Below are 17,189 nucleotides of genomic sequence, written 5' to 3'. Positions count from 1 at the left end.
AAATCACTGTTTTTTCAGTTGGATACTGATTTTTGTTCCGGTAGCTTTAGCGGAAATAATCTCTAATACTCCACCATTATCGGTTATTCTTTTTCTCATATTGTGTATTCCGTTACCTAATTCTACTTGTTCCATTTCGAATCCAATTCCGTCATCTGCAATACTAATTGAAATGGTATTGTCAATAGGTTTTATGCTAATACTGATATTTTTCGGATGAGCATATTTGATACTGTTATTGATGGCTTCTTGTATCGTTCGGTACAAATTCATGCCTTCGACAGAAGTGAATTTTATGTTTTTCAAAGACGCATCAACTTCAAAATTAAAATAAATGTCTTCTTTAACTTCTTGCGCTTTCTCCATAAAATTATGGATTCTGGATTGCAAATCTTCGAAAGTAATTTCACTTTTATTCATCGCCCAAATCGTGTCCCGAAGTTCAATAATAGTGGATTTCGCAAAATTACTAATACTCGTTAATTTTGAATCTAACTTGGCATTTTGAATGTCAAAAGCGTATTTAATGTTGTCTACAGAAGAAATAATAAACGTGAGTTGAGAACCTATGTTATCGTGCAAATCTCTTGAAATATCTAAGCGCTGCTCTTGCAACTTGTTTTGGGTTTCAATTTTGGCAATAGCCGATTTAAGCTCAAACTCTTGTTCTTGTTGCTTGTTTTTGAGTTTTTGTTGGCGGTAAACCAAGTAAATTATCACAAGCAATGCCAATGAAATCAATCCTAAAATTAAAAACTGGGTTTCTTTTTTCCTGATTTCCAATTCGCGGATAGCTATTTCGGCTTTTGATTTTTGAAGCAATCGCTCTTTTTTTTCCGTTTGGTATTTGGTTTCGAGTTCGGCAGTTTGCTTTTCGGCTTTACTGACCAATAATTGCTCGTCTAAAAGGGCCAATTTATCCAAATAATAATTAACACTGTCGGGCTTATTCAAATAGGAATAAACAGTGATTAAAGACTTGTAGTTTTTTTGCAACTTTTCACTGTGATTGGTTTGCTCAAAAATAGGTTTAGTCGAAAGCAAAAGCTTCTTGGCTTCGTTGTATTTTTTATTGGTGGTAAATTCCAATGCCAGATTTAAATCGAAATTGGCCTTGTCTAAATCCGAATGAAGTTCTTCTCTGACTTGTTTTGATTTCTGATAAAGCGCCAAAGCGGCTTTTGACTTTTTTTGCTCCGATTTGATGGAAGCAATGTTGTTAAAACCGCTTGAAATACCTTTTTTATTGCCTACAGCCGTACAAGCTTTTATGCTTTTATCATAAAATTTAAGCGCATTAATAGTGTCTTGCATGTGCAAATAAACATTGCCGAGATTCAAACAAGACACACACAATTCTTCCTTGAAATCATTCTTTTCCTGGAATTGAATTACATCGCTTATGTAATTTAAAGCTTTCGGATAATTTTTGAGTTTGAGGTGAATTAAACCTATATTACCTTTAATAATGCTGACGTTTTTTTCATCTTTTACACTTTCAAAATATTGTAGGGCTTCCAAAAAAGCAATCATAGCTTGTTTATACTGGTGTGTCTTTTCGTAGATATTGGCTAAGTTATTATTGATTTTAGCCAAACCTTTGACATCCTTTCTAAGTTTTCTGATTTTGTAGGCCGATAGGTAATTCGATTTCGAATTCACAAAATCGCCTTTAATAAAATAAACAGCTCCGATATCGCTGTAAACTTGTGCCATTAAGGTAGAATCGTTCAATTTTCTGGATTCAGCAGCAGCTTTTCCACCGTAATGCAAAGCAGAATCGATATCGATTTTGGAGTAATACCACGTCAAATCAGAATAGATTATTGCTGTTTTTTTGGCATCCGGATTTGTCTTTAAATCTTTCTTTAGTCCGTTAATGATGTCTTGGGCATTTTGTCCCTTAACGGATATGGAAATCAACAATAGAAAGTATAAAATCAAAGTGTTTTTCATATCCTTAACTTATAACAAAATACTGATTTTAGTTCCGGAATCTGAGCTTTGGATATCGAATGTTCCATTGATTTCGGTTATTCGTTTTTGCATATTGAGCAAACCATTTCCTTTTTCAGTAGCACTTAAATCGAAACCTTTTCCGTTGTCTTCAATGACAATTTGAATTTGATTATTGGCTTTGTGTACCTGAATTTGGATTTTATCAGCTTCAGCATATTTGATGCTATTGTTGATGGCTTCCTGAATGGTTCTGTAAATATTCATCCCTTCAATGGAGGAGAATTGGCGCTCTTTTAATTCGGCATCGACAAAAAAATCAAACTGAATTTCGTTTTTAGCCTCTTTGGCTTTATCGATAAAATTATGAATTCGAGTTTGAAGATCTTCGAAAGTGATTTGGCTTTTGTTCATCGCCCAAATAGTGTCTCGAAGCTCAATAATGGTTGATTTGGCAAAATTACTAATCCCTGAAAGTTTCGAATCTAACTTGGCATTTTGAATATCGAAAGCATATTTAATGTTGTCTACCGAAGAAATAATAAAGGTAAGTTGCGACCCGATATTATCGTGCAAGTCTCTGGAAATGGTTAAACGCTGTTCTTGTAATTTGTTTTGGGTTTCAATTTTAGCAATCGCCGATTTGAGGGCAAACTCTTGTTCTTGTTGCTTAATTTTCATTTTTTGTTGGCGATAAACCAAATAAATAATGGCTAGCAAGGCCAAGGAAACCAAACCTAAAATAAGGAATTGTGTGTTTTTACTTTTGATTTCGATTTCTCTTTCTCTAATTTCCGCTCTGGATTGTAACAGTAGTTTTTCTTTTTTTTCGTTTTGGTATTTGGCTTCGAGTTCGGAGAAGTTTTGGGCGCGTTCCACATCAAAAACAGAATCCCTAATTTTTATGTAACTTTCTTGGTCTTGAACTGCTTTGGAAAGGTTATTTCGTTTCTTATTAAATAGAGCCCTTTGGTAATAAAAATCTCTTAATTTTTCGGCATTGTCACTTTTTTTAGCATATATGTAAGCTTTTTCAAATAGCTTTTCGGCTTCATTAAAATCATCTAATTCGTAGGCTATCGTAGCTAAATTAGTGTAATTCGTTGCGCGTTCATAGTAGTAATCATTGTCTTTCACACCATTGCTCATCTCAAAATTCTTATCGTTGATTTGGAGTGCTGAACTGATCCACCTTTTGGCTTCTCTGTATTTTTTTTGCTTTAATAATGTATTTCCAATATTGTTGTAAGTTTCACCTATGTTGAGAGTGTCTATGCCTTTGAAATATTTGAATACTTTTTTGTGGTAATACAAAGCGCTGTCTGGTTTGTTCCAATCGTCAAAGTTGATAGCAATGGCATTGAGTGCATTACTAATCATATTGGGCTTTTTTTCTTTTTGGCTTACCCAATATTTCAAAGCCTTTTTACCATAAAAAACGCCTTTTTGATAACTTTCAAAATCGTGATAAGTAAGGGATAACATGGCATTGAAAAAAGCAATCCAATTTTCTTTTTTTTCTATTTCGGCTACTCTGATGCCTTGCAGCGAGTAATCAATAGCTTTATCGTATTGCCCTTGTTTTCGGTAAACTTTCGCAAGATTATTATAAACCGTTAATAACGAATTAACATCGTTACCGTTTTTTAAAAGTTTTAGTGCTTTTTGTCCGTAAACAATAGCGCTGTCTAATTGATTGTAATCACAATAACGGGCATTTTTACAAAAATAGTATTGTGCTTCATCGTCAATGCTTTTGATGTTTTTTTTGGCAATTTTAAAATAATATTCAGAAGAATCTTGTGAGGTAAAAGCTTTGACCAATGTTTTTTTGAAATCCTGAGAATTTGCCTCTACTGAAAAAAGCAATGTGAACAGTATGAAGTAGTAAAAGTTTTTCATGTAGAGATTGTATACCATAAATGTATTAAAAATGTTAAAATTTTCAATGTTTACATTTCCTTTTTTGGATATAAATCTTCCATCAATTGATAATTTAATTCAAAAACATTTTTGCTTAAAGCGGCATTGACTTCTTTCAACTTTGCTTTTAGATCATCCGAAAGCCTGAGTTGTATGGATTGCTTTTTTTGTTCGCTGTTTAATTCGACCATAAAGTCTTCAAAAACCTTGAGTTTTTGCTGAAATGCTTTTTGACTTTGATGGAATTGCAAAATCAAATATACAATAACCAAAGAAAGTATTACAGTGATTGAAACTAGTAGGTAAATCATAATGGTATTGGTTTTAGTTAACCACTATTTTTTTGGAGACTTTACTGCGCTCATTTACCATTTCAACAACATATACACCTTTTTGGAGTGTAACTTCCTGTGTTGCAGAAATCATTTTAAAATTGGTGACTTCTTGTCCAATAAGATTGTAAATAGTAACTTCGGCACGGCTTAATTCTGCGGCATTTTGAATAAAAAATGTTCCGTTAGAAGGATTGGGATAAATCATTAAATCCGCTGCTGCAAAAGAAGAATTGGCTAATGGTGCGTTGTTATTCAAACGAACTACACCATATTTCATAAACTGACTTTCAAAGGTTAGTCCGATCATAACAATTTTTCCGTCTGCTTGCAATGTACCTCCATTGCCGAAACTTAAAATGGTATTTACCAAGATTTCCGCTTTTCCATTATTACCGAAAGTAGTATCAAAAGTACCATTACTGTTGAGTTTCCAAACTCCAAACTTACTGTTAGAAGTTCCGAATGTTATTATTTTATCATCTGACTGAATTGCGACATCACTTATAGATTCATCTGTGGTTAAAATTAAAATCCCATCCGAATCAAAACTCGCATCAAAAGTTCCATTACTATTTAACTTAGCCACAAAAGGACTAAAAAAAGAGGTGTTTTGGTACCTTCCGCCAATAATAATTTTATTGTCAGAAGTCACTGCAACCGAAGCACCATAATTGTGATTAGATGCAAAATCATAGGTAAAGAAACCATTCGTTCCAAAGGTAGTATCCAAACTTCCGTTGCCATTATATCTCGCAACCCTCAAATCATCATTAGTATTGGCAATATATCCGGTAGCTATGATTTTACCATCATTTTGTAGGGCAATATCATAGATGGCTTCTTGGGTTGGCAAATTGGTTCGGGCAATTCCATCAGAATCAAAAGTAGTATCTAAACTTCCATCGGAATTATAGCGAACCAGAACAAAATCCCTATTGAAATCAATACGCGATTGAACGGCTAACAATATTTTTCCGTCGGGTTGTATTTTAACTGTTTTACCGAAATCTTCATTAGAAGTTGAAATTTGGGTTAATACAATTCCATCGGCATCAAATGAAGTATCCAAAGTTCCGTCAGTATTGTATCTGACTACAGCAACTTGAGCAGTTCCAAGACTTGAATTGATAAAAGATGTACCAATGACAATAATTTTTCCGTCAGATTGTAGTGCACCGGACACCGCTTCAAATCCTTCAGTTCCATAAGTTGTGGTTACTTTTCCACTAGTCCCGAAAGTATCATCAAAAGAGCCGTCTGGATGCATTCGAGCCAAGGAAAAAGACAAATTTCCTCCGGTTAATGAAGAATTTCCTCCGGCAATAATTTTATTATCAGGTTGAATCAAGACAAATTCTCCATAGTCGTTTTGTGAGCTAAATCCAAAATATTTTTTTCCATCAGAATCAAAAGTAGTATCCAAAGTTCCAGCCTGAGCTAATCCTACTATAGGCAAAAAAAACAGTGCTAAAAAAAGTAAAGTTGCTTTCATATCATTTAGGTTTAATTGTTTAGGTAAAATTCGATGAAAAACAAACGCAAAAAAATACGGCATACGCCGTATTTTTATGAAGAAATGGTATATCTAGTAAAATTAGTTCGAGGTGAAATTTACGTTAAAAGCACCATTGGTAATTGCTTTTGTATCATCGCCATCTTGGTTTTTACCTGTAAAATTGAATGTTCCTTTTACATTGGTATCTGAAATTTCAGTTATTGTAATTGAACCGACAGAACCTGAACCATCATAAGGAGCTGCCCAAGTTTGTGAAGCCATTGGATTGCTAATATTGGCTTCAATGTAGGACGCAATAGCAGAAATATTAGCATCATCACTGATTGCATAAGTTCCGGTACCTCCATCGTAATCACTTAATATCAATTGAATTGCTTTCCCAGAAGCATCACTTCCTTGAACAATAATAGTAGTAAAACCACCTATTACTTGTTTTGTTGCGAAAGTTGCTAAATCCATTGAGGTAAAATTAGTGCCACCTACTTTGGCTTTTACTTGTCCTAATGATGCGGTTCCGCCTCCGCCTCCGCCATCATCGCTGCTGCATGACGAAAGTAAAGTGGCAAAAACCATAGTTAAAACGATTCCGATTTTTTTAATTGTCTTCATAATATTTAAAGGTTAAAGGTTATTGATGCAAATCTGTACATTTTTCTTAGGGAATTCAATACGGCATTTGTCGTATTTTTACTCATTTTTTCATCAAAACACTCTTTGGAATACTACTATATTTTAAGATATTGGCTTCATTTTCACTCGAGATATAATACAATACTTCATTTTTTTCATCGTAAAAAGGCAATCCATCAAAGTCAATTGAGTTTACTTTGCTTCCAAGATTTATTGGTTCCGACCAGTTTTTCCAGGTATCATCTAACCTGTAAGAAACATAAATGTCAAAGCTACCAATGGCACTAAAACCGTCGCTGCTAAACAACATGGTTTTGTTATCAGACAGCAATTGACACATGCCTTCATCAGACGCAGAATTAATTACTTTACCCATATTTTGCAAAAGCCCGTATGTACCGTCTTCTTTTTGAAATGCAAAATACAAGTCACTTGCGCCTTGAGAAAAATCGGTTTCAACACCCATAAACAATACCTTTCTGTCGGCTGTCAGGAAAGCTTCTGCAGTATCATCATAATTATTATAGGCAGTTACTTTTAATGGCCCAAGAGCATTGTAATGGCCATTATTATATTCAAACAATTCAAACCCTGTTTCAGTTGTACCGCTGCTGTAGTGATTTCCTCCTTTAACTAAATAATTAGCACCAATGTATTTCACGTAATTAAAACGTTCACCGGTATTTAATTCAGTCACAAGTTTTTTATGAGCCCATTGTCCTGACGCATCTTTGGTAAATGAAAATATTTCATTTTTTTTCTCGTTTATTCCGGTTACAAAAAGTGTGTTTCCATCAAAAGACACCGTTGGACATAATGGAACGATATCTGGTAACTGTAATGTTTTAGCAACAGTTAAACTTTCAAAAGCCGGAATCGTATTGACAGTTGGCTGAATAGGTATTTCAGAATCAGAAATTCCTATGGCGTCTACTTCTTTTTGTCCTGGAAGCAAAGCAAAATTGAATTCTACTCTGACGGCTACAACGCCTTGTACAACCTCGTCAAGAATAGCATATTCTACACCTGGATTAATTACATCGGGGCTTTCTTGAATTTTTCTTCGTTTGCGTTTGAAATAGTAATTCCTATCTGCCGGAATTGTTGCTTTGAAAGTTACTGTTTTATAATTGGGCTTTCTCGACCAAACGCGTTTGTATTTTCCGGAACCATCATCCACTGAAATACTAACAACGCAACCCGCATTTAAGTTTTCAAATACGGCTACTTGTTTCACCGTTTGTGGTTTTTCGAAACCCACTTGCACCCATTCATAACCATCCAAAGCATTTTTTGGTGTCCATGCATTGGGACTGCTTCCGCCTTGCGGGAAAACATCGGGACGGCCAAGAATCCTTTTAATACCATGCTGCTTTCCGCCTAAATCAGAAGAAAACTTAATCAGTTTATTGGCCCATTGAATTTGCTGTGCATTGACCGAAAAAAAAGTAAAGAAGACTACAGAGAGAGTAACTATTTTTTTCATAATGATTGTGATTAAAAAAGGACTGCAATTGCTTGCAGTCCTGTAACTAACTTCCTATAAAACTCAATTATTTACTTTAATTTTTTCGACTTTTTTACCTTTGAAAGCGAAAATAAATTCGCCATCATCCGAAATATCAATTCCGGCACCATATTGCGGACTTCCTCCTTTTCCCTTAGATTGAACTGAACCTTTGGTTTCCCCATTAGTCATATCAATACCATAGATAATATTTTTACTGTTTCTTTGGTCTCTCAAGTAATAGTTTCCCCCTATTTCATAGAAATAATCAACCCCTTTTATTTTTTCGGTAGCGTAAACTCTTTTACCGTCTTTTTTGGAATAGGAAGCCAATCCTTTTTCAGATAGCACTACAACATTTTCACCAAAATCAATTACATCTGTAGCTTTTCCTACTTTAGCATCATTGTGCTTTACATCAAATAGCTGCGTTCCTGAATCTACATCGTATCCATAAAATTCATCTCCATCACCAACAAAAAGATTTTTATCGTCATTGATTACAAAATCTGTAATTCTCTTATCAAACTTCTCGGATCTCCAAGCCGTTTTACCTGTCTGATCATCTACACATAAAACTGAGCTTTTTTGTGCCTTATAATCCCAATAAATATAGGGAACCCATTGTTTTGCAGTGCCGCCTCCAAAACCTCCCAATGCCATTCCGGCTGAAAGACCACTAGAAACTTCTTCCAATCGGTACTCTTGTACTTGCACTTTACCGCCAACTTGGATTAAAATTTTACTACCAACTTTATACATGTTAGGCATACAAAATGCACCGGTAATTTTTTCTGATGCCCAAAGTAATTTGCCTGAATTTAAATCGTGTTTTTCAACATATTTAGTTCGGTCTCTGGTTCCAAGCATCACAATATAAACCGCATCATCGGTAAATAATGGATCGGCTAATGTTCTGTAAATTTTAGATCTTTTACCTCCGCTGAATAATCCGCCATTGGCACCGGCCATATCGGTTTCATAAGTCGCTTCCCAAATTTTTTGCCCGTTGTTGATGTTGTATACTTGTAAACCATTTAAATACATAAATAACTTATCTCCTTTAATCCACAAGTCAACTATTGCTCTGCGTGTAACCAATTCTTTTTCAATAGTTCCTAAGAAAGTCGCATCCCAAAGAATTTCTCCATTGACTGCATTGATTTTCACCAACTGGTTTTTAAATCCGGCAAATAAAGCACCTAAAGCTGTTGGCTTGAAGTTTATGATTATGATTTCATTCTTTTTATCATCATAAATATATTTCCCAACACCTCCTTTGAATCTGTTGGTTTCCCAAACTTTTTCTCCAGTGTTTGCTTTTACTAAAATAACTGAACCCTTTTGTGAAATCAAAAAAGAATCTAGCTCATAAATGTATTTTACTGTTTCCAATTCACCTTCATCGGTTCCTTCTTCTGCTTTGGTGCCTTTAGGAATTAAATTTTGGTATTCTTCTGAGTTCCATAATTCTTTTCCTGTAACAACATCAATACAAGCTACCCTGTCTGTTCCCAATTTTCTTTCATCAAAGAGAAAAAGATAACCGCCTTTTTCTCCTTCTTTTTGAACAACATATTGGTATTCACACTTGTTGGTTTTGTTGGTGGTTATTTTCTTAAAATCGCCACTCCAAATCATTTTTCCATTCGCATCTAAAACCGTAGCAGAATTTTCATCGGTAGCCAAGATATATTTTCCATTGTTAACGGAAACCGCCAAACGAGAGGCTTTATTATCAAATTCTGACTCCCATACTGTGGCAAAACTTCCCGATTTTTTCCCGGCTGATTTGCCTTTGCCCAACAGTTTTCCGAATTGGGCATTTGCTGGTAACGCGACGGCTAAACTTAGCATCAACATTACTAAAGTAATTTTCTTCATTGTTTTATTGTTTTTATTGTTAGGGTTAAAAAGTAACAGTGTATCGAATTTTATATCGCTGTTGTTTTTGCAGTTTAAATTTGAATTTGTGATCGAGAATATAGCTTGACATGAAGTTGATAAAATCAATATTCTTGATGTCGCTGTCTACTTTGAAGAAGGTAGACACCTTGCCATTTTGTATAACGCCAATGTCAACGACCATTGTCCCTTTGACTTCAGCAAATTTTTTGTTTTTCTTTTTGAGAAATTCCTCTGATTGGAAAACCTCATCAATTTCTTTGGTTACGGTATCGGCGACAACTTCTTCATCGGTCAATACCGGTTTTTGGGCCAAAACATTTTGAGCAGACAACATTAAAAATGTGAATACTAGGAATACCTTAATTGTTTTCATGGTTTTAGGTTGTTAAATACAGAACAAACCTAGCCCTAAATACTAAGGAAGAAAATACGGCAAATGTCGTATTTTGTTAAAACTGAAAGTGTGGATATTTTGCTTGTAGTCTGACAATCTTCTCTTTAAGTACTACCAAAAACTGCTTATGAGCTGAAGAATCAGGATTAAATGGGCGATGAGTAAGACCTTTTTGAATGTTGCAAACTTCTTGCATAGTGTCGAAACATTTTGAATCAACATAATGCTCAAAAAAACGTATCCAAATATAATCGATGGCAACTTGACTGGGATGCAACAAATCATCATTATAAAAACGATAGTCGCGGAGTTCATCCATCATAATTTCATAGCTGGGAAAATAATTATGAATTGCAAATGGTGAATGGTGAATGGCAGTAATCAAATGTGCTTTGCTTCTTTGGTTTTCTTTAAAACCGTCTTTGATATGACGTACCGGAGAAATGGTGAAGATGAAACGGCAATCGGGATTGACTTTTCGGATTAAATCAATAGTGTTTTGGATGGTTTGCTGAATGATTTCGGGCGATAGAATTTCTTTGGTGAATTCCTTTTGAGGTACTTTATGGCAATTGGCGACAATTTCTTTTGTCGAATTTAATCGGTAAACCCAAGACGTTCCGTATGTTATGATAATATGAGTGGATTTGTTTAATTGGTGATTCATTGTTTTGATTACGGCATTTAGTTTCTCTAAAAACGTATCTTTATCAGGATGACTTAACTCAGAATGCACTTCATAACAATGCCACAAATCGTTGTGAAAGAAAATATCGGATTCCGTAAATAATCTTTGATTGATTACTCTATCGACTAACCTATCTATCGACACCGGATTGAATATTATTCCAAACGGATTGGTTTTGACCTGGAATTTAAAATAATCTAACTTATCCCCCATATTCTCAGCAAAACAAGAACCAAGTGATAATAACTTAGAGCTGTAATCTATTGGATAAGCATAAGTAGCAACCGGAACTTTGGTGGTAAAATTCATCTTTGTATTTTGATATGTTTACTTCGTCAGTTCGCTGACGCTCGGGTCAAAAGTACGAAATAGTACAAAATTAAAAACCCTTTCATTGACAGGTGAAAGGGCTTTCGGTTTGAATATAGTGTTTGATCTTAATTATTTGTAATATTCAAAATTAAAGTGATAAGGTCCTGGAGAAGTTTCTGTAGAATAACTTGAAACCGGGTAATTTTTATCGTTGTAAACCAATTCGAAATCAACTTGTGAACTTTCAACTGTTGCGAAGTGAGTGATTACATTTTTTAAATTTCCGGTAACCCCAAATTTACCATCACTGTCGTAAGTGTGTAATTTAATTTTATCCATACCAACAACATTGCTCATCGGGTTATTTGCAGTATCATACTCAAAATCCATTGCGGTTTGAGTGGTTGAACCAAAAAATTCAATTTTTACAATATTGTTATTTTCAATAAAAAATTTCTCACTAACTTCAGAAAGCACTGTTTGAGCTTGCAAAGAACCTGTGTAATTTAATGTATCAACTGTTCCGTTTGCATTGTAAGTAAAGACCGTTTTTGTTCCTGTACTATTTAGTAAATTCAATTTAACAACTTGCTCCAATTGATTATTGGCATTGTAAGTAAAAAATGTACTGAATATACTTTGGTTGCTACCGTTAAAAGTTCTAATTTCTGTAATTAAATCACCTGTGTAGTAATATTTATCATAACCAGTTTGCATAGAAGGCGTATGCTTTTCATAATTTACCCTAGTTAATTTTCTTCCGTTATAATCGAAATTATAGGTTGCGTGATATCCAAGCACGTCAGAATCCATCTTTTTTAACAAAACTACACTGCTATCTGGCTGATTATTATCATCTGATGAGCAAGAAGCAAACGTTAAAATTAAAAGGGAAACAAAAAGGAACTGAATAGCTTTTTTCATAGGTTAAGATTTAGTTGTAAAAAAATACGGGGCGGTATTGAATTACAAGTCAAATGTATACAAGCCATTCTCTTGGGGAAAAAATTTTCGACATACTGTCAATAAATCTGTTATTCTGCAGATTTTTAATCTGATTGAACCGTTTATCGATAAAAATAAAACCCTTTTAATCAATCAATTAAAAGGGTTTAGTGTATTAGCGCTATCTATTATTTAATAAAGTCAACTGCTTTTGCTAAGGCTTCTTTGATTCCTCCGACATTCTTTCCTCCGGCTGTGGCAAAAAACGGTTGTCCGCCACCGCCACCTTGAATGTATTTCCCTAATTCGCGAACCACTGTTCCTGCATTCAGGTTTTTCTCGGCTACTAATTCTTTGGAAATGTAGCAAGTCAACATTGGTTTATCTTCCTCGGCAGTGGCTAAAACTAGGAATAAATTGGTTCCCAAAGTTCCCAGTTCATAAGCCAAATCTTTAGCACCTTCCGGATTTAAATCGACTTGAGTCGCTAAGAATTTCACACCGTTAATTTCTTGTATTTGTGAAGCCAATTCCCCTTTTAGGTTTTTGGCTTTTTCTTTTAATAATTGCTCGATTTGCTTTTTCAGCTTGGCATTGTCTTCTTGCAAAGAAACAACCGCTTTGATAGTATCTTGTGGATTTTTCAAGGTTTCTTTAATCGTAGCCAAAGCGTTTTCTTGTTGTGTAAAGAAATCTTTCACCGCATCGCCTGTTATTGCTTCAATACGACGAATTCCGGCGGCTACAGCGCCTTCTGATACAATTTTGAAATGCCAGATGTCAGCGGTATTTTTCACGTGAATTCCACCGCACAATTCTTTACTGTCGCCGAATTCAATCATGCGAACACTATCTCCGTATTTTTCTCCAAACAAAGCCATCGCGCCTTTAGCCAAAGCTTCTTGAATCGGAATATTTCTGTATTCTGCCAATTGCAATTGGGCTTCAATTTGAGCGTTTACACTTGCCTCTACCTGACGCAATTCTTCATCGGTAACTTTACTAAAATGTGAAAAGTCAAAACGCAAATAGTTTGGATTAACCAATGATCCTTTTTGCTCCACATGTGTTCCCAAAATGTTTCTCAAAGCCAAATGCATCAAATGTGTAGCCGAGTGATTTTTGGAAGTCGAGGTTCTCAAATCGGTATTAACTTTCGCCACAAAAGCTGCATTTACATTTTCGGGCAATTGTTTGGCGAAATGCAAAATCAGGTTGTTTTCTTTTTTGGTGTCAATGATGTCAATAGTTTCATTGGCTGAAACCAAAGTTCCTTTGTCGCCCACTTGTCCTCCGCCTTCCGGATAGAGTGGTGTGTTATCTAAAACGATTTGGTATAAAATACCGTCTTTTTTACTGTCTACTTTACGGATACGGGTGATTTTTACTTCGTTTTCCGTTTGGTCATAACCTACAAAGGTTTCCACGTTACCCGGAATTAAAACCGACCAATCTTCTGTTGATACTTCCGAAGCGGCACGTGAACGGTTTTTTTGTTCTTGCATGGCTGCATCGAATTCACTTTCGTTAAACGACATGCCTTTTTCTTTCAGAATCAGAGCTGTTAAATCTTTTGGAAAACCGAAAGTATCATATAATTCGAACGCTTTCGCGCCCGGAACTTCCGTTCCTTTGTTTTGTGCTACAACATTTTCCAACAACTGTAAACCTTGGTCTAACGTTCTCAAGAAAGAAGCTTCTTCTTCACGGATTACGTTGGTCACCAATTGTTGTTGGGATTTAATTTCAGGGAAGAATTCACCCATTTGATTGGCTAAAACTTCCACTAATTTGTTGATGAAAGGTTCTTTGGTATTCAAAAACGTAAAGCCATAACGAATCGCACGACGCAAAATTCTTCGGATTACATAACCGGCGCCAGTATTCGATGGCAATTGTCCGTCGGCAATAGCGAACGCTACGGCGCGAACGTGGTCAACAATTACGCGAATCGCGATATTGGTTTTGTTTTGTTCCTCGCTTATGTTTTTTACTTCATTCGAAGTGTATTTTAATCCTGTGATTTCTTCTATTTTGGCAATCAGCGGTGTGAAAACATCGGTGTCGTAGTTTGACGTTACGTTTTGCATCGCCATACACAAACGTTCGAATCCCATTCCGGTATCAACGTGTTGTGCCGGTAATTTTTCCAAAGAACCATCAGCCTTACGGTTGAATTCCATGAAAACGTTGTTCCAAATTTCCACTACTTGCGGATGATCGGCATTTACCAAACTTCTTCCTGAAACGGCCGCTCTTTCGGCATCCGTTCTTAAATCGATATGGATTTCCGAACACGGACCACACGGACCTTGGTCACCCATTTCCCAGAAGTTATCTTTTTTATTACCAAGAATAATTCGGTCTTCTGAAACGTATTGTTTCCAAATGTCCCAAGCTTCTTGGTCGAAAGGTACATTCTCTGCAGGATTGCCTTCGAAAACGGAAACGTATAAACGGTCTTTGTCTAATTTTAACACTTCGGTCAAGAATTCCCACGCCCAATCCAGCGCTTCTTTTTTGAAGTAATCGCCGAATGACCAGTTGCCCAACATTTCGAACATGGTGTGATGATACGTATCGAATCCTACATCTTCCAAATCGTTGTGTTTTCCGGATACACGAAGACATTTTTGCGTATCGGCGATACGTTTGCTTTTAGGCGTACCATTTCCTAAAAAGTATTCTTTGAATTGCGCCATTCCCGAGTTGTTGAACATCAGGGTTGGATCGTCTTTTAAAACGATTGGAGCCGAAGGAACGATTAAGTGTCCTTTGCTTTCAAAGAATTGTAAATACGCTTTTCGAATGTCTTGTGATTTCATTTTAGATGGTTAGATGTTTAGATCTTTAGACTACTTTGATTTTAAAAAAATGATTTACTGTTTAGCCCCGATTGGCGGCACTACCGCGTAGTGCAGAAAGCGGGAAAATGGTTTAGCAATTGCTCCAAAGTTTCGCTCCTAAAATAAATTTAGGCTTTGACTGAAACATTTGTTAAATTTGTTCGTATAACCATTGTTTTCTTAAAACAAGCACAAAAATAGTATAAAATAAAAGATGGCGAAAAAAGTAAAGTATTATTTCGATACCGAAAGTTTGGCTTACCGAAAAATTAAGCCGAAATTATCCAAAAAATTGGGTTACATCGGGTTGTTTTTACTCGCATCAGGATTGTTTGGCTTTTTGTGTTTTGTAATTTTATTAAATAGTTCCTATTTAGAGACGCCTAAAGACCGATTGCAAGCCCGTGAAATTGAGACGATGAAGTTGCGTTATTCCATTTTGAATAAAAAAATAGACCAAGTGGAAGAAGTTTTGGCTGATGTTGAAGAAAGAGACAATAATATTTACCGAGCTTATTTTAATACGTCACCCATTCCGGCAGAACAACGAAAAGCAGGTTTTGGTGGTGTAAATCGATATAAAGAACTGGAAGGTTTTGACAATTCGGAACTGGTAATAAACACCTCAAAAAGAGTGGATGTTATAGCTAAAGAATTAGCCATTCAGTCGAAATCTTTAGATGAAATTTTAAAATTGGCGAAAGAAAAGAACAAATTACTCTCGGCGATTCCGGCGATACAACCGGTGAAAAATGAGCAAATGAAAAGAATCGCTTCCGGTTTTGGCTATCGTAGTGACCCGTTTACCAAAGTGCGTAAAATGCACGAAGGAATGGATTTCACTGCAAAGACAGGAACACCGATTTTTGCTACTGGTGACGGAGTAGTCAAAAGTGCAGACAACTCGAAATCTGGTTTTGGCAATCATATTGAAATCAGTCACGGCTACGGTTACTTAACGTTGTATGCGCATTTGAGCAAATACAAAGTCAAACGCGGGCAACGTGTAAAACGTGGTGACATTATTGGTTATGTTGGAAGCACCGGCCGAAGTGAAGCACCCCATTTGCATTATGAAGTACACAAAGACGGGAAAGTAGTAAACCCTATTAATTTTTATTACGGAAATATTTCAGCAGCGGAATACACGGTTATTTCAAAACTGGCGAATCAGGAGAATCAATCGCTTGACTAAGTTCAGGTTTTATAAACATAGCAAAACAAAAACACTATGCATATAGAGTTAAAAGAAGGGAAAAGATATTACAGCATAGGCGAAGTGGCTAAAGCTTTTAATGTGAATGCTTCGTTGATTCGTTTTTGGGACAAGGAATTTGATATCCTGAAACCCAAGAAAAACGCCAAAGGCAACCGAATGTTCACGCCTGAAGATGTTAAGAACTTGCAACTCATTTACCATTTGGTTAAAGAACGTGGCTTTACACTTGACGGAGCGAGAACGCATTTAAAAGAAGGCCAAAAGAAAACTTTGGACAAATTTGAAATCATCAGCAAATTGGAAACGGTAAAAGCCCAATTATTAAACATTAAAAACCAACTTTAGGTTTGGTTTTTGTAACAATCAAAGCAATTTAAAAACTAATAACAAACCTTAAATTAAAAACAAACATGGATTTTAAAAAATTTTTACCTTGGATTATTGGAGCAGTTGTAATTATTGGAATTTACAGCTGGGTTAAAGGAATTAATAATACGGCAGTTGGTTATGAACAAACCATAAATGAAGCTTGGGGTAACGTAAACACGTCATACCAAAGAAGAAATGATTTAATTGGTAATTTAGTAAACACAGTAAAAGGTGCAGCTGAATTTGAAAAAGGAACTTTAACTGCAGTTATCGAAGCAAGAGCAAAGGCAACATCTATAACGGTTGACCCAACTAATATCTCACCTGAACAACTCGCCGCTTTTAACTCTGCTCAGTCAGGTGTTTCGTCGGCACTATCAAGATTATTAGTAACTGTTGAAGCCTATCCGGATTTAAAAGCAAACCAGAATTTCTTAAAATTACAAGATGAATTGGCGAGTACTGAAAACCAAATTTTAACTTCTCGAACACGATTCAACGAAGCAGTTAAGCCCTACAATACCCATATCAAAACATTCCCTAACAGCATTTTTGCCGGACTTTTTGGCTTTAAAGAAAAAGCTTATTTCCAAGCTGTTGAAGGTGCTGAAAAACCGGTAGAAGTAAAATTCTAATTAAGT

14 protein-coding genes are annotated in these 17,189 nt (G+C 35.6%); 3 read left to right on the top strand and 11 right to left on the bottom strand.

What is annotated here, in order from left to right:
• Positions 1-3: 3 nt before the first annotated feature.
• The 11 genes from ICG50_RS04865 to alaS form a co-directional block, all read right to left on the bottom strand.
• A complete protein-coding gene (locus ICG50_RS04865) occupies positions 4-1,956 on the bottom strand; it encodes a tetratricopeptide repeat-containing sensor histidine kinase (RefSeq protein ID WP_187659797.1) in 1,953 nt (650 codons plus the stop codon).
• 9 nt (positions 1,957-1,965) lie between these two features.
• Positions 1,966-3,858, bottom strand: coding sequence for an ATP-binding protein (locus ICG50_RS04860; RefSeq protein ID WP_187659796.1), 1,893 nt, complete (start codon positions 3,856-3,858; stop codon positions 1,966-1,968).
• Between the two features lie 50 nt (positions 3,859-3,908).
• Entirely contained in the window at positions 3,909-4,190 is a 282-nt protein-coding gene (locus ICG50_RS04855; RefSeq protein WP_187659795.1) for a hypothetical protein, read from the bottom strand.
• A 13-nt stretch (positions 4,191-4,203) separates the two neighbouring features.
• Positions 4,204-5,706, bottom strand: coding sequence for a T9SS type A sorting domain-containing protein (locus ICG50_RS04850; protein ID WP_187659794.1), 1,503 nt, complete (start codon positions 5,704-5,706; stop codon positions 4,204-4,206).
• Positions 5,707-5,808: 102 nt separating this feature from the next.
• The gene (locus tag ICG50_RS04845; RefSeq protein WP_187659793.1) at positions 5,809-6,339 is read right to left on the bottom strand and encodes a DUF6252 domain-containing protein; all 531 of its coding nucleotides are present in this window, start codon (positions 6,337-6,339) and stop codon (positions 5,809-5,811) included.
• 82 nt (positions 6,340-6,421) lie between these two features.
• Positions 6,422-7,846: a hypothetical protein gene (locus ICG50_RS04840; protein WP_187659792.1), complete on the bottom strand. Its 1,425-nt coding sequence runs from the start codon at positions 7,844-7,846 to the stop codon at positions 6,422-6,424.
• A 63-nt stretch (positions 7,847-7,909) separates the two neighbouring features.
• Positions 7,910-9,751 carry an outer membrane protein assembly factor BamB family protein gene (locus tag ICG50_RS04835; RefSeq protein ID WP_187659791.1) on the bottom strand — a complete coding sequence of 614 codons (1,842 nt, stop codon included), beginning with the start codon at positions 9,749-9,751 and terminating at the stop codon, positions 7,910-7,912.
• A 25-nt stretch (positions 9,752-9,776) separates the two neighbouring features.
• Positions 9,777-10,148: a hypothetical protein gene (locus ICG50_RS04830; protein ID WP_187659790.1), complete on the bottom strand. Its 372-nt coding sequence runs from the start codon at positions 10,146-10,148 to the stop codon at positions 9,777-9,779.
• Positions 10,149-10,224: 76 nt separating this feature from the next.
• Complete coding sequence (locus ICG50_RS04825) at positions 10,225-11,166, bottom strand: GSCFA domain-containing protein (RefSeq protein WP_187659789.1); 942 nt, start codon at positions 11,164-11,166, stop codon at positions 10,225-10,227.
• Between the two features lie 132 nt (positions 11,167-11,298).
• On the bottom strand, positions 11,299-12,093 hold the full coding sequence (locus tag ICG50_RS04820) for a hypothetical protein (RefSeq protein ID WP_187659788.1): 795 nt from the start codon (positions 12,091-12,093) through the stop codon (positions 11,299-11,301).
• Positions 12,094-12,302: 209 nt separating this feature from the next.
• Positions 12,303-14,939: an alanine--tRNA ligase gene (alaS, locus tag ICG50_RS04815; protein WP_187659787.1), complete on the bottom strand. Its 2,637-nt coding sequence runs from the start codon at positions 14,937-14,939 to the stop codon at positions 12,303-12,305.
• A 235-nt stretch (positions 14,940-15,174) separates the two neighbouring features.
• On the opposite strand from alaS, the gene ICG50_RS04810 reads away from it, so the two are divergent.
• The 3 genes from ICG50_RS04810 to ICG50_RS04800 all read left to right on the top strand — a co-directional run bounded on the left by ICG50_RS04810 (position 15,175) and on the right by ICG50_RS04800 (position 17,183).
• Positions 15,175-16,155: a M23 family metallopeptidase gene (locus tag ICG50_RS04810; protein ID WP_187659786.1), complete on the top strand. Its 981-nt coding sequence runs from the start codon at positions 15,175-15,177 to the stop codon at positions 16,153-16,155.
• A gap of 36 nt (positions 16,156-16,191) precedes the next feature.
• Positions 16,192-16,524 (top strand): MerR family transcriptional regulator, encoded by a 333-nt coding sequence (locus tag ICG50_RS04805; RefSeq protein ID WP_187659785.1) that lies wholly within the window; start codon positions 16,192-16,194, stop codon positions 16,522-16,524.
• Between the two features lie 65 nt (positions 16,525-16,589).
• Positions 16,590-17,183: a LemA family protein gene (locus ICG50_RS04800; RefSeq protein WP_187659784.1), complete on the top strand. Its 594-nt coding sequence runs from the start codon at positions 16,590-16,592 to the stop codon at positions 17,181-17,183.
• Positions 17,184-17,189: the final 6 nt, after the last annotated feature.

Origin of the sequence: Flavobacterium buctense (genome assembly GCF_014486695.1) — a bacterium.
In the GTDB taxonomy this organism is placed as follows: Bacteria; Bacteroidota; Bacteroidia; order Flavobacteriales; family Flavobacteriaceae; genus Flavobacterium; species Flavobacterium buctense.
The sequence above is the reverse complement of the archived record's forward strand: the minus strand, read 5'-3'. Positions and strand labels throughout refer to the sequence as shown.